The 12,754-nt window shown below is 75.9% G+C and carries 13 protein-coding genes; 5 read left to right on the top strand and 8 right to left on the bottom strand.

What is annotated here, in order from left to right; all coding sequences use genetic code 11:
- Positions 1-7: 7 nt before the first annotated feature.
- Positions 8-1,189 carry an acetoin utilization protein AcuC gene (locus BMY88_RS00315; protein WP_091938978.1) on the bottom strand — a complete coding sequence of 394 codons (1,182 nt, stop codon included), beginning with the start codon at positions 1,187-1,189 and terminating at the stop codon, positions 8-10.
- Positions 1,190-1,360: 171 nt separating this feature from the next.
- Between BMY88_RS00315 and BMY88_RS00310 the strand changes: the two genes are divergently transcribed.
- Together BMY88_RS00310 and BMY88_RS00305 are read left to right on the top strand one after the other, a co-directional pair.
- Positions 1,361-2,095: an iron-dependent transcriptional repressor DtxR gene (locus tag BMY88_RS00310; protein WP_170860893.1), complete on the top strand. Its 735-nt coding sequence runs from the start codon at positions 1,361-1,363 to the stop codon at positions 2,093-2,095.
- A gap of 36 nt (positions 2,096-2,131) precedes the next feature.
- On the top strand, positions 2,132-4,219 hold the full coding sequence (locus BMY88_RS00305) for a S9 family peptidase (RefSeq protein WP_244524378.1): 2,088 nt from the start codon (positions 2,132-2,134) through the stop codon (positions 4,217-4,219).
- 81 nt (positions 4,220-4,300) lie between these two features.
- Here BMY88_RS00305 and BMY88_RS00300 read toward each other — a convergent pair whose 3' ends face one another.
- The 3 genes from BMY88_RS00300 to BMY88_RS00290 form a co-directional block, all read right to left on the bottom strand.
- Entirely contained in the window at positions 4,301-4,981 is a 681-nt protein-coding gene (locus BMY88_RS00300) for a hypothetical protein (protein WP_091938974.1), read from the bottom strand.
- Positions 4,982-5,104: 123 nt separating this feature from the next.
- The gene (locus BMY88_RS00295) at positions 5,105-6,145 is read right to left on the bottom strand and encodes a DUF4192 domain-containing protein (RefSeq protein ID WP_091939887.1); all 1,041 of its coding nucleotides are present in this window, start codon (positions 6,143-6,145) and stop codon (positions 5,105-5,107) included.
- A 106-nt stretch (positions 6,146-6,251) separates the two neighbouring features.
- Positions 6,252-6,572: a Dabb family protein gene (locus BMY88_RS00290; RefSeq protein ID WP_091938972.1), complete on the bottom strand. Its 321-nt coding sequence runs from the start codon at positions 6,570-6,572 to the stop codon at positions 6,252-6,254.
- Between the two features lie 85 nt (positions 6,573-6,657).
- Here BMY88_RS00290 and BMY88_RS00285 point away from each other — a divergent pair, with 85 nt between their 5' ends.
- The 3 genes from BMY88_RS00285 to BMY88_RS00275 are packed head-to-tail and all read left to right on the top strand — an operon-like array spanning position 6,658 to position 9,815.
- Positions 6,658-7,926 carry a glycosyltransferase family 4 protein gene (locus BMY88_RS00285; protein ID WP_091938971.1) on the top strand — a complete coding sequence of 423 codons (1,269 nt, stop codon included), beginning with the start codon at positions 6,658-6,660 and terminating at the stop codon, positions 7,924-7,926.
- 10 nt (positions 7,927-7,936) lie between these two features.
- Positions 7,937-8,740 carry a class I SAM-dependent methyltransferase gene (locus tag BMY88_RS00280; RefSeq protein ID WP_091938969.1) on the top strand — a complete coding sequence of 268 codons (804 nt, stop codon included), beginning with the start codon at positions 7,937-7,939 and terminating at the stop codon, positions 8,738-8,740.
- 4 nt (positions 8,741-8,744) lie between these two features.
- Positions 8,745-9,815 carry a prenyltransferase gene (locus tag BMY88_RS00275; RefSeq protein WP_091938967.1) on the top strand — a complete coding sequence of 357 codons (1,071 nt, stop codon included), beginning with the start codon at positions 8,745-8,747 and terminating at the stop codon, positions 9,813-9,815.
- A 145-nt stretch (positions 9,816-9,960) separates the two neighbouring features.
- Here BMY88_RS00275 and BMY88_RS00270 read toward each other — a convergent pair whose 3' ends face one another.
- From BMY88_RS00270 to BMY88_RS00255, 4 genes are all read right to left on the bottom strand, one after another.
- Positions 9,961-10,290 (bottom strand): TraR/DksA family transcriptional regulator, encoded by a 330-nt coding sequence (locus BMY88_RS00270; protein WP_091938965.1) that lies wholly within the window; start codon positions 10,288-10,290, stop codon positions 9,961-9,963.
- Positions 10,280-10,918, bottom strand: a complete 639-nt coding sequence (locus tag BMY88_RS00265; protein ID WP_091938963.1) for a class I SAM-dependent methyltransferase — start codon at positions 10,916-10,918, stop codon at positions 10,280-10,282. The genes BMY88_RS00270 and BMY88_RS00265 overlap by 11 nt, the downstream gene beginning before the upstream one ends.
- Positions 10,915-12,240, bottom strand: a complete 1,326-nt coding sequence (locus BMY88_RS00260; protein WP_091938961.1) for a YibE/F family protein — start codon at positions 12,238-12,240, stop codon at positions 10,915-10,917. Before BMY88_RS00260 ends, BMY88_RS00265 begins: the two co-directional genes overlap by 4 nt.
- Positions 12,241-12,312: 72 nt before the next feature.
- Complete coding sequence (locus tag BMY88_RS00255; protein ID WP_244524377.1) at positions 12,313-12,672, bottom strand: STAS domain-containing protein; 360 nt, start codon at positions 12,670-12,672, stop codon at positions 12,313-12,315.
- Positions 12,673-12,754: the final 82 nt, after the last annotated feature.

Genomic DNA, 12,754 nt, shown 5'->3' with positions numbered 1-12,754 from the left:
GTGGTCCCTAATCACGGGGGTCGTCCGGGTCCAGGCCGAAGTAGGGATAGGAGGCGCGCCGCGACCGCAGGATGGCCCGGTCCACGCGGGACTCGGTGAACGGGTCCCAGTGCGCGAAGCCGGTGTAGCCGCCCTCGGTCGTGTGGGTCGGCGGCCGCGCCCGCAGGCCCCGGCGGACGACGTCCTCCCGCCAGGACTCCGGGATCTCGGTCGCCGGGTCCAGCCGGTCGCCGCTGGCCTCGGCGATGAGGTGCGTCCAGGCGCGGGGCACGCAGCGCACGAGGCCGTACCCGCCGCCGCCGAGGGCGATCCACCGGCCGTCGCACAGCTCGTGGGCGAGGTCGTGCAGGGCGCGGTAGCTGGCCCGCTGGCCGTCGACGGTGAGCGCCAGATCGGCCATCGGGTCCTCGTGGTGGGCGTCGCAGCCGCACTGGGTGACCAGGATCTGCGGCTGGAACGCCTTCAGCGCGCCGGGCACCACCGCGGCGAACGCCCGCAGCCAGGCGGAGTCGTCGGTGCCGTTGGGCAGCGCCAGGTTCACCGCGCTGCCCAGCGCCTTGTCGGGATCGCCGGTCTCCTCGGGGAAGCCGGTGCCGGGATAGAGGGTGAGCGGGGTCTGGTGGACGCTGATCGTCAGCACCCGCGGGTCCTCGTAGAAGGCGGACTGGACGCCGTCGCCGTGGTGGACGTCGACGTCCACGTAGGCGATCCGCTCGTAGCCCTGGGCCAGCAGCCAGGCGATCGCGACGGCGGCGTCGTTGAACACGCAGAACCCCGCGGCGCGGTCGCGCTGGGCGTGGTGCAGGCCGCCGGCGATGTTCACCGCGTGCTGCGCCCGGCCCTCGTGGACCAGGCGCGCCGCCTCCACGCTGCCCCCGGTGATCAGCGCGGCCGCGTCGTACATGCCGGGGAAGATCGGGTTGTCGTCGGTGCCCAGGCCGTGCCCGATGCCCGGCTCGGCCGGCGCGCGTCGCACGGCCTCCAGGTAGGCCGGGTCGTGGACGAGCGTCAGTAGGGCCTCGTCGGCCGGCGTCGGCTTGACCACCGTGATCCGGTCGTTGGCGAGGACGCCGAGGCTCTCGGCCAGCCGCATGGTCAGGTCCAGCCGCACCGGGTGCATCGGGTGCTCCCCGCCCATGGTGTAGCCGAGGAGGGCGTCGTCCCACACCACGGCGACCGAGTCACTCATGCGTCCTCCTCGCCGGTCGGGCCGCTCGCGCGCCCCGGCGTCGGGTCACCCGTTCCGGGCGTTCCGAACCTACCGTCGGGAATCGCCGTCCGCGGCACGCCGTTGCCCAGGTTCGGCGAGCCCGGGAAGTCGCCGCCCGCCCGTACCATGGCGGTGACACGGAGGAGAGCTGTGAACGATCTGATCGACACCACGGAGATGTACCTCCGCACCATCTTCGAGCTCGAGGAAGAGGGCGTCGTCCCCCTCCGGGCTCGCATCGCCGAGCGCCTGCACCAGAGCGGGCCCACGGTGAGCCAGACGGTGGCGCGCATGGAGCGCGACGGGCTGCTCACCGTCGAGGGCGACCGGCACCTGCAGCTGTCCGACGAGGGCCGCCGCCTCGCCACCGCCGTGATGCGCAAGCACCGGCTGGCCGAGTGCCTGCTCGTCGACGTCATCGGGCTGGAGTACGCCGACGTCCACGAGGAGGCGTGCCGCTGGGAGCACGTCATGAGCGCCGCCGTGGAGAAGAAGCTCATGGCCCTCCTGGGCAACCCCACGGTCTCCCCCTTCGGCAACCCCATCCCCGGCCTGGACGAGCTCGGCGGGCAGTCCTCCGCCGCGACCCTGGGCGGGGAGACCTCCGCGGTGCTCGACGCGCTGACGCTGCTGTCCACCACCGCGACCGCGCAGGGCCGGCGGGTGGAGATCCGCCGGATCAGCGAGCAGCTGCAGGAGGACACCGACCTCATCCGCTCCCTCGCCGACCAGGGCCTGCGTCCCGGCGCGACGGTGCTGGCCCGCGTGGAGCGCGACACGGTCAGCGTCGACGGCGAGCTGCTGCCCGCCGGCGTCGCCCAGCACGTCTTCGTGAACGCGGTCGACGAGGAGCTCACCCCGGCCCAGGCGGCCGGCCGCCTCTAGGGAGAGCGGCGACACGGGGTCGTTACCGTGGCGCGGGTGAGCCAGCCCGACGCCGCGCCCGCCCCGCCCGACGCCCCCGCCGGGAGCCCCTTCGCGAGCCTCGCCGAGTTCGTGGCCCTGCCCCGGGTCACCGGGCTGGCGCTGTCCCCGGACGCCCGGCGGCTCGCGGTCTCGGTGCAGACCCTGGACGCCGACCGGAAGAAGTGGGTCTCGGCGCTGTGGGAGATCGACCCGGCGGGCGAGCGCGCGCCCCGGCGGCTGACCCGCAGCGCGCCGGGTGAGTCGGCGCCGGTCTTCGCGCCCGACGGATCGCTGCTGTTCACCTCGGCCCGGCCCGATCCCGGCGCCGGCGGGGGCGACGGGGCGGGCGATCCGCGGCCGGCGCTGTGGAGCCTGCCCGCCGACGGCGGCGAGGCCCGCCTGGTCGTCGGTCACCCGGGCGGGATCGGCGGGGTCACGGTGGCCGCCGACAGCGGGGACGTCGTCGTGGTCGCGTCGGCCGTGCCGGGCGCGACCGACGCCGAGGACGACGCGGCTCGCCGCAAGGCGCGCAAGGACGCCGGCGTCTCCGCCGTGCTGCACGAGTCCTATCCGGTGCGCCACTGGGACAGCGACCTGGGGCCGGACACGTCGCACCTGTTCTGGGCCGGTCGGCTGCCCGCCGAGGACCCGTCCGGGGCGCCGGGCGAGCCCGTCGCGCTGCGCGACCTCACGCCGGACGCCCGCCCGCCCTCCGGCGGCGGGGACGACCCGTCCCTGTCCCCGGACGGGACCCTGCTGCTGCTCGCCGAGTCGGTGCCCGACGGCCCGGCCGGCCGGCGCAACCGGGTGGCCCTGCTCGAGACCGCGACCGGCGACTCCCGGCCGCTGGTCGACGACCCGCTCGCCGACGTCTACGCGGCCCGCTTCTCCCCCGACGGCTCCGCGGTGGTGTGCGTCCGCGAGGCGCTGTCCAGCTACGCCGAGCCGCCGGACTACACGCTGCTGCACGTCGACGTCGCCACCGGGGAGATCCGCGACCTGACCCGAGGCTTCGACCGGTGGCCCAGCGCGCCCCAGTTCAGCGCGGACGGCTCCGCCGTCTACTTCCTGGCCGACGACGACGGGCGGCACGCGCTGTTCCGGGTACCGGTGGCCGGCGGCGAGCCGGTGCGGCTGACCGGCGACGGCGCCTACAGCGACCTGCGGGTGGCCCGCGACGGCAGCGCCCTGTACGCCCTCCGCTCGGCCTACGACGAGCCGCCGGCGCCGGTCCGGCTGGACCCGGAGGCGCCGCTGCAGCGACCCGACCCCCTCCCCTCCCCCGGCGCCCTGGGCCCGCTGCCCGGGACCCTGCACGAGGTGACCGCCACCGCCGCCGACGGCGCCCGCGTGCAGTCCTGGCTGGTGCTCCCCGAGGGCGCCTCCGCCGACTCGCCGGCCCCGCTGCTGCTGTGGGTCCACGGCGGCCCGTTGATGAGCTGGAACTCGTGGTCCTGGCGCTGGTGCCCGTGGGTGATGGCGGCCCGCGGCTACGCCGTCCTGCTGCCCAATCCCGCCCTGTCGCAGGGCTTCGGGCAGGACTTCGTCCGGCGCGGCTGGGGGTCCTGGGGCGAGGCGCCCTACACCGACCTCATGGCCGCCGTCGACGCCGCGCTGGAGCGCCCCGACCTGGACGCCGCCCGCACCGCGGCCATGGGCGGCTCCTTCGGCGGCTACATGGCGAACTGGATCGCCACCCGGACCGACCGCTTCGCGGCGATCGTCACCCACGCCAGCCTGTGGCACCTCGACTCGTTCCTCGGGACCACCGACGCCGCCTACTACTGGGAGAAGGAGTGGGGCGACCCGCTCACCGACCCGCGCCGCTACGAGCAGAACTCCCCGCACCGGTTCGCCGACGCCATCCGCACGCCGATGCTGGTGATCCACGGCGACCACGACTACCGGGTGCCGATCGGCGAGGCGTTGCAGCTCTGGTACGGCCTGCAGAAGCGCGGGGTGCCGTCGAAGTTCCTCTACTTCCCGGACGAGAACCACTGGGTGCTGACCCCGGGCAACTCCACGGTCTGGTACGAGACGGTGCTCGCCTTCCTGGCCGAGCACGTCCTGGGCGACCAGTGGCGCCGGCCCGAGCTGCTCTGACTCCGCGGGCCGGCGCCCCGTGGCCCCGGCCCGCCACCGGCGACGGCGTCCACCGCGACCCGGCGCGGGGCGGGCCGGGCCTCAGCTCGACCGCTCGACCGCCCGGGCCGCCTCCGGCGCCTCCCGCGGCGTGGGCACCCCGGCGCCGGTCGCCGGCGGCGCGTACAGCAGGGGCTGCCGCAGGTCGATGAACTCCGGCGGCTCCGGGGTGAGGGCCATCAGCTCCTCCATGACCCCCTGGACCTCGGGCGGCGCCTCCGTGCGCTCGCCCTCGCGGGCCTCGGCCTCGGAGGTGAAGTAGATGACCTGGGACCACCGGTCCGTCCCGTGGTTGATCATGACGGTGCCGAGGATGTCGGGGCGGAAATCCGCCATCTCCTTCGTCGACAGCCGGGCGATGAGCTCCCTGGCCCGCTCCCGGTCGGTGACCCGGCCCTGCATCACCTGGACGAAGCCCGCGCTGTCCGGGTCCCCCGGCAGGTCGACGTCGACGTCCTCGCTGTCGGCGAAGGTCACCTCGCCGTCGAAGAACCGCTGCGTCTCCTCCCACCACCGGGACTGCTCGGGGCGCTCCGAGTTGCGGCCCGCGGCCTCGGCCGACTCGAAGCGGGCCACCGCGACGAACCGGCCGTCGTCGGACACCCCGACCGTGCTGCCCAGCCAGCCGGTCGCGCCGGGCTGCAGCTCCTCCATCCACCTGTCCAGCGCCGTCCGCACCGCCTCGGCGTCCGACGTCCTGCCCTGGATGATCTGAGCGAACATGGCGAGCCTCCCGCCGCCGTCGTCGGCCCCCGTGGGGGGACCGACGCTAGGCCTGCACGGCGGTCGGGGGAACCGGTCCGGCGCCGTCCGTGCGAACTCCGGCGCCCCCCGTTCCTCCGGGCCTCAGCCGCCCGCCTCGCCCACCACCTGGCCGATCAGCCCCCGCAGCTCCGACGGCGGCAGGCAGGCGTCCAGCGCCCGGCCGAGCAGACGGGCCAGCCCGTAGTCGGGGACGCTGGTCAGCGCGCGCTCCAGCGCGACGTTCGCCATCGCGCCGTCCCCGCGCAGCCACGCGCTGACGGCCAGCAGCGTGGCGGGCGCGGCGTCCAGCGGGGCCGGCGCCCGCCGGGTGCACTCGGTCCACAGCGTCTCGGCGGCCGCCGCGTCGGCCCCGAGCGCCAGGCCCAGCGCGCGGTCGCGCACCGCGAGGTCGGTCAGCGCCCACACGACCGCGGCCACCTCCCGGTCGGGGAGGCGCACGGTGCCGCCGGGCCGACACGACAGCAGCGCCTGCCCGATGGCCGCGTCGGGCCCCGCCGCCTCCCCGGTGGCCGGGTCCGCGCCACGCCGCCCGAACCGCCGGACCGCCGCCGCGCACGTGTCGGCGGCGAGGCCCCGCACCGGGGCGATCCGTGCGACGAGCGCCGCCCGGTCGGGCTCCACGACCGAGCCGGCCGCGACGGCCGCGACCGTCACCGGGGAGATCCCGCCCGGGAGCGGGGTGCCCGCGTCGGGCGCGCAGCAGGCGTGCGGGCAGTCGTAGGACCACCACCGGTCCGCGCGGACCAGCAGGGTCTCGCGGACCGGGATGTCGCGCTCCGCCAGCGCGACCACGACGTCGTGCACGACGCCGCGGTGCGGGAGGGCCCGCACCTCGTCGTCGGGGAACCGGCCGAGGAGGAGCTCCCGGTCGTCCGGCGCCTCCGACACCACCACGAGGAGGACGGCGTCGGGATCGCTGCCGGCGACCCGGTCGGCCACGTGCGCCGCGAACGCCGCCGACGCGGCCCGGGGCGGGAGGTCGGCGCGTGCGGTCAGCCCGAGCCGCCCGCTGGGACCGCGGAGCGCGACCAGCACCAGCGACTCGCGTGGCCGGAAGCCCATCAGTGCCGGCAGCGCGGCGGCGATCTCACCCGGGTCGGACAGGCGCAGCGTGTCGTCCATGCCCCGACCGTCGCCGGGCACGGGCCCCCGCGGAGCCGCCGGGCCGCACCTGTGGACGAGGGCGGACCCTGTGGACGGCGGCCCGTCCGGAGACTCGCCCCGAGCGTCAGCGAGGGGTGAGAGGGACGGGGTCCGTCACGTCGTACTGGACCGCCGTGCGGGTGGCCAGGATCGGCGTCACGTACTCGGCGATGACCTGCAGGTGCACCGGGTCCTCGGCGTAGCGGCGCCACGCCTCGACGTCGGGGAAGTCGGCGACCAGCGCCGCGTGCGCGTTGCCCGCGCGCAGCCCGGCATCCGGGCCGACGGCGAAGGCGGTCATCCCGCCGACGGTCTCCGGCAGGCGCGCCAGCTCGGCGAGGGTGGCGGCCCGCCGCTCCTCGTCGGCGTCGTCGGACCAGGTGAACACGACCACGTGGCGCAGCATGGAGCCAGCCTCTCAGCCGTCCGCGCGGGGCCGCACCCGACCGGGCGATCTCGGCGCGCAACAGCGAGTCGTTAGAGTCCCGGTCATGGGACGGCCGCTGCGCATCGCACTGCTGTCCTACCGCAGCAAGCCGCACAGCGGTGGTCAGGGCATCTACGTCCGCGCACTGTCCCGCGAGCTGATCGAACTCGGGCACGACGTGCAGGTCCTCAGCGGCCAGCCCTACCCCGAACTCGACGCGGGCGTGCCGCTGGTCCACGTGCCCAGCCTCGACCTGTACCGGGAGCCCGACCCCTTCCGCGTCGTCCGGCCCTCGGAGATCCGCGACTGGGTCGACGTCGCGGAGTGGGGCACCATGGCGGTCGCCGGCTTCCCCGAGCCGCTGACCTTCAGCCTGCGGGCCGCGCGCCTGCTGCTCGCCCGCCGCGCCGAGTCCGGGCTCGCCCCGTTCGACATCGTCCACGACAACCAGAGCCTGGGATACGGGCTGCTGCGCCTGGTCAGGGCCGGCGTGCCGACGGTGGCGACCGTGCACCACCCCGTCGCCATCGACCGCGAGCTCGACCTGGCCGCGGCGCCGTCGGCCTACCGCCGGCTGACCCTGCGCCGCTGGTACGCCTTCACCCGCATGCAGGCCCGGGTGGCCCCGCGGTTGGACGCCGTCACCACCGTCTCGGAGAGCTCGCGCACCGACATCGGCACGCACCTGCACGTGCCCGCGGAGCGCATCGAGGTGATCCCGGTCGGGATCGACCCCGACACCTTCTCGCCCCCGCCGCCGGGCCGGCCGCGCGACCCGCAGTCGATCGTGGTCGTGACCAGCGCCGACGTGCCGCTCAAGGGCCTGGTCCACCTCCTGGAGGCCGTCGCCAAGCTGCGCACCGAGCGGGCGGTCCACCTGACCGTCGTCGGCAGCGCCCGGCCGGGCGGCCCGGCGCAGACCGCGCTGGAGCGCCTGGCGCTGCACGACGCCGTGACCTTCACCGGCTCCGTGCCCGAGACCGAGCTCGTCCGGCTGCTCCAGCAGGCCGCCGTCGTCGCCATCCCCTCGCTGTACGAGGGCTTCTCGCTGCCCGCGATCGAGGCGATGGCCTGCGGCACCCCGCTGGTCACCACCGACGCCGGCGCGCTGCCGGAGGTCGTCGGCACCCAGGCCGGCCTGCGGGTGAAGGCCGGCGACGTCGGTGAGCTGACCGCGGCCCTGGAGCTGGTGCTGGACTCCCCCGGCCTGCAGGAACAGCTGGGCCGGGCCGGGCGGCGGCGCGTGCTGGCCGCCTACACCTGGCGCTCGGCGGCCGAGCGGACCGCCGCCTGGTACGCCGAGGTGCTCGACCGGAAGAAGGCCGACTCGTGAGGACCGCTGCGTGCTGACCGTCGACTACGACCTCCTCGACCTGCGCCCGGGGATGACGCTGCTGGACCTCGGCTGCGGCGAGGGGCGGCACGCCTTCGAGGCCTACCGCCGCGGCGCGCGCGTGGTGGCCCTGGACTGGGGTGTGGACGAGGTCGCCACGACGCGGACGTGGCTCACCGCGATCGGCGAGGCCGGCGACGCGCCGGCCGGAGCCTCGGCGACGGCCGTCCGGGGCGACCTGCTGGCGCTGCCGGTGCCCGACGCCAGCGTCGACCGGATCATCGCCGCCGAGGTGCTGGAGCACATCCCCGACGACCGCGCGGCGATGGCCGAGATCGCCCGGGTGCTCAAGCCCGGCGGACGGGTCGCCGTGAGCGTGCCGCGCTGGCTGCCGGAGCGGATCTGCTGGGCGCTGTCCGACGCCTACCACGCCAACGAGGGCGGCCACCTGCGCATCTACCGCGGTGACGACCTGCGGTCCCGGCTCGCCGCCGAGGGGCTCCGGCCCGGCGCCGAGCACCACGCCCACTCGCTGCACGCGCCGTTCTGGTGGCTCAAGTGCGCCACGGGGGTGGAGCGGGACAACGCCGCCGTCCGCGCCTACCACCGGCTGCTCGTCTGGGACCTGACGACGCGACCGTGGGTCACCCGCACCGCGGAGCGGCTGCTCGACCCGGTCATCGGCAAGAGCCTGGTGGTCTACGCCGACAAGCCCGCCGTGCCCGGCGCCGCTGCGGCGCCCGCTGCCCCCGCCGCGCGCCGGTGGGCCGCCGGGCCGGGCCGGTCGGACAGGGAGCGGACCGCTGCGCGCTGAGCCGGTGCACCTCCCGGAGCTGCCCGGAGTGCTGTCCGGCGATCAGGTGCGCCAGACGGTCGGCTGGATCGCCGACCAGCAGGACGCCGACGGCGCGCTGCCCTGGTTCCGCGGCGGCCAGCTGGACCCGTGGGACTCGGTCGAGGCGGCGATGGCCCTCGACGTCGGCGGCCGGCACGACCGGGCTGCGGCGGCCTACCGCTGGCTGGCCGCGCGGCAGCGCCCCGACGGCTCCTGGTCCGCGGAGTACCGCGCCGTCGCCGGGACCTACACCGAGACCTCACCGGCGGTGGAGAGCAACCACGCCGGCTACCTCGCCGTCGGCCTGTGGCACAGCTGGCTGACCACCGGGGACCACGGCCTGGTGAGCGAGCTGTGGCCGATGGTCCGGCGGGGCCTGGACCTGGTCACCCGCATGCAGTTGCCCGGCGGCGCGATCGGCTGGGCGCTGCGGCCGGACGGCGCCCCGGACGACCTGGCGCTGCTCACCGGCAACGCCAGCCTGTTCCAGGCGCTGCGCTGCGGCGTCGCCCTCGCGGCCGCGGTCGGTGAGCCGCAGCCGGACTGGGAGCTCGCCGCCACCGACCTCGGCACTGCCCTGCGGACCCGCCCGGACGCCTTCGCCGACCGCTCCCGCTACTCGATGGACTGGTACTACCCGGTCCTCGGTGGCGCCCTCACCGGCGGCGCCGCGGACGACCGGCTGGCCGAGTACTGGGAGACCTTCGTCGTCCCCGGGCTGGGCATCCGGTGCGTGTCCGACCGGCCGTGGGTGACGGGCGCGGAGACCTGCGAGCTCGCGCTCGCCCTGACCGCCGCCGGCCGCCCGGACGACGCGCTCGAGCAGGTGGCCGCCATGCAGCACCTGCGCGACGACGACGGCGCCTACTGGACGGGCCTGGTCTTCGCCGACGGCAAGCGCTGGCCCATCGAGCGGACGACGTGGACCGCCGCCGCCGTCGTCCTGGCCGCGGACGCCCTCTGCGGCACGACCGGCGCCGCCGGCGTCTTCGCCGACCCGGCCGCCCTGCCGCCGGTGGACGCCGACGAGGAGTTCGAGCCCCGCCCGGGCTGAGACTCCCCCGCGGCCCGCGGCCTCCGGTGCGGGAGGCCGCCGGAGCACTGGGCGCGCACCATGGACGCGTGGCCTCGACGGCGTCCAGCGCCGCTCGTCGGCCCGCCGCTACGTCAGCTAGGGGCTCTCGCGCGCGAGATGCCTCTCAGCGGGCGCAGGTGATGCAGGTCCGCGCCGCCGGTCGGGCAGCCAGCCGCTCCTCGCCGATCGGGCGGCCGCAGGTCTCGCAGATCCCGTAGGAGCCCTCGGCCCGCCGGGCCAGCGCCGCCTCGGCGTCGGCCAGCCGGCGCCGGGCCGCCTCCAGCAGCGCGGCGACCTGCTGCCGCTCGAAGGCGATGGTCGCGCCCTCCGGATCGTGCTCGTCGTCGGCGTTGGACGCCTTCGAGGCCGCGACGACGGCGTCGAACACGCCGGTCAGCGCGGCGATCGAGGCGAGCGCCGCGTCCCGCTCCTCGACCAGCCGGTCAGCGGACACGGCGCAGGAGCCGCAGCGACCCGGCGCCGGGCACCTCCTCGAAGTCCCCGGAGCCGACGACCCGCTGGTAGACCCCGTACGGCGCCTGGCCGCCGTCGGCCGGGTCGGGGAAGACGTCGTGGATGGCCAGCGTGCCGCCGACGGCGAGCTTGGCGACCCAGGCGTCCTGGTCGCGGCGGGCCGACTCCTCGGTGTGGCTGCCGTCGAGGAAGAGCAGGGCGAGCGGGGCCGTCCACAGCGGCGCCAGCAGCTCCGAGCGCGTGACGATCGCGATGACGACGTCCTCGGCGCCGGCCTCGGCGATCTGCCGGCGGAACCGGGGCAGGGTGTCGACCAGCCCGACGTGCGGGTCGACCAGCGCCGGGTCGTGGTACTCCCAGCCCGGCTGGTGCTCCTCGGAGCCGCGGTGGTGGTCGACGGTCACGACGTGGCGGCCGGTCTCGCGGGCGGCGGCGGCCAGGTACAGCGCCGACTTCCCCATCCAGCTGCCCACCTCGAGCAGCGGGCCGGGCACGGCGACGACCCGGGCGGCCTCGTACAGGGCGCGCCCCTCGTCGGCGGGCATGAAGCCCTCCGCGGCCTCGGCGGCCGCCAGCAGCGCGGTGGCCACGGTCGACGGCGCGCTCATCGGGCGAGCCTCGACCGCAGCGCGGCCAGCCCGCGGCCCGGCGTCCCCTTGTCCGACATCGCGTCGTCCGACATCGCGTCCGTCTCCGTTCCCGAGGCCGTGGCGAAGAACGCCCCGACGGCTGTCGTCACCGGCACCGCCAGCACGAGCGCGACGCCGCCGACCAGCGTACGGATCACCTCCTCGGCCACCGCCGAGCTGGTGAGCGTGATGCCGGCCGGCCGGGAGTAGAGCTCGAACAGCAGCAGGAGGGGCAGCGCGGCGCCGGCGTAGGCGAACACGACGGTGTAGACGGTCGACGCGATGTGGTCCCGGCCGACCGTCATGCCCCGGCGGTAGAGCCGGCCCCAGCCCATCGCGGGGTCGACCTCGTGCAGCTGCCAGATCGCCGAGGCCTGCGTGATGGTGACGTCGTTGAGGACGCCGAGCCCGGCCACCACGATGCCGGCGATCACCAGGCCGGAGAAGTCCAGGCCCGGGTCGTAGCCCTGCAGCTGCACGGTCTCCTCGCTGGTGAGGCCGGTCAGCCGGGCGGTGCGCACCCCGATCTCGCCCAGCACGGCCACCAGCGCGAGGCCGAAGAGCGTGCCGACCAGCGCCGTCGTCGTCCGTGCCGAGAAGCCGTGGGCGAGGTAGAGGACGGCGAACATGATCGCCGCCGACCCGACGAGGGTGACCAGCAGCGGCGACTCCCCGGCGAGCAGCCCGGGCAGCATGAACTGCAGCAGGACGACGAAGGCGAAGGCCAGGCCCAGCAGCGCCGCCACGCCCCGGAGCCGGGCGACCGCGGCGACCACCACCGCGAAGAAGATCGCGAACAGCACCATCGGGGTGGTCCGCTCGTAGTCGGAGAACGAGTAGGTGGCCCCGCCCTCGGTGCCGCCGTCCCGGGTGAGCACGAAGACGTCGCCGACCTCGACGCCGGCTGCGTACACCTCCGGGAGGAGGTCGAGCTGCTCGTACTCGCCCGCCCCCTCGCCCTCCAGCACCTCGACCACGACCGAGGCGCAGGTCAGCTCCCGGACCTCGCCCTCGCCGGCGGGCTGCGAGCAGTCGTAGGGGTCGACCGAGACGACGCGGCCGTCGGCGTAGGTGGTGCCGGCCGGGAACTGCACCTCGACCGCCTCCTGCGCCGCGGAGGTCTCGCCCGAGGGCCACAGCACGACGAGGCCGACGATCGTGGCCAGGCCGACCGGCACCAGCAGGAACAGCATCAGCTGCACCGCGCGCCGACGACGGGCGAGGACCTCGGGCGGCGGTGGCGGCGCGTCCGGGTCCGTGCCGTGGGAGTGGCCGGCGGAGTGCGAGTGGCTGGGCGGCACCCGGTCAGAGTAGGGACCGCGTCCCCCCACCCCTCGCAAGCTCGCGGCGGTACCCGGACGGGGCCGGGCCGGTCAGTGCTCCGCGACCGTAAAGCGGTGCCAGAGCCCCGCCAGCTGGAGCGGGCGGGTGACCGTGGCGCGCGGGCCGACCAGCACGATCTCCACCCCGCGCGGGGCGGTCATCCTCAGCAGCTGCACCAGCACGGCCATGCCGGCGGAGTTCATGAACGTCACCTCGCCCAGGCGCAGCTCCACCCGGCGCAGCGTCGGAACCTCGAGCAGCGCGTCGGTCAGGGCCCGCACGAGGGGTCGCCGGGCCGCCTCCGTCAGCTCCCCGGCGAGGGTGAGGGTGCACGTCCTGCCGTTGCGCTGCTCCCGGACGTCCAGGGCGCCCGCGCCGGCGGGAGCTGCTGGGCTGGGGGTCTCCTCCACGTCCACCTCCTGCGCCAGTTCCTACCGCGCCGGAACCTGCCCTGACCAGTCCGACCGCCGCGGTGGAGCGCCGAGAAGAGAG

This window comes from Trujillonella endophytica (genome assembly GCF_900110555.1).
Classification (GTDB): domain Bacteria; phylum Actinomycetota; class Actinomycetes; order Mycobacteriales; family Geodermatophilaceae; genus Trujillonella; species Trujillonella endophytica.
Note: the sequence above shows the minus strand (reverse complement) of the source record. Positions and strands in the feature narration are given on the sequence as shown.

Bases quoted from the DNA above. Each gene is read 5' to 3' on its own strand.
- BMY88_RS00315 (WP_091938978.1), bottom strand. From the start codon at position 1,189: ATGAGTGACTCGGTCGCCGTGGTGTGGGACGACGCCCTCCTCGGCTAC.
- BMY88_RS00300 (WP_091938974.1), bottom strand. From the start codon at position 4,981: ATGTTCGCTCAGATCATCCAGGGCAGGACGTCGGACGCCGAGGCGGTG.
- BMY88_RS00295 (WP_091939887.1), bottom strand. From the start codon at position 6,145: ATGGACGACACGCTGCGCCTGTCCGACCCGGGTGAGATCGCCGCCGCG.
- BMY88_RS00290 (WP_091938972.1), bottom strand. From the start codon at position 6,572: ATGCTGCGCCACGTGGTCGTGTTCACCTGGTCCGACGACGCCGACGAG.
- BMY88_RS00285 (WP_091938971.1), top strand. From the start codon at position 6,658: ATGGGACGGCCGCTGCGCATCGCACTGCTGTCCTACCGCAGCAAGCCG.
- BMY88_RS00265 (WP_091938963.1), bottom strand. From the start codon at position 10,918: ATGAGCGCGCCGTCGACCGTGGCCACCGCGCTGCTGGCGGCCGCCGAG.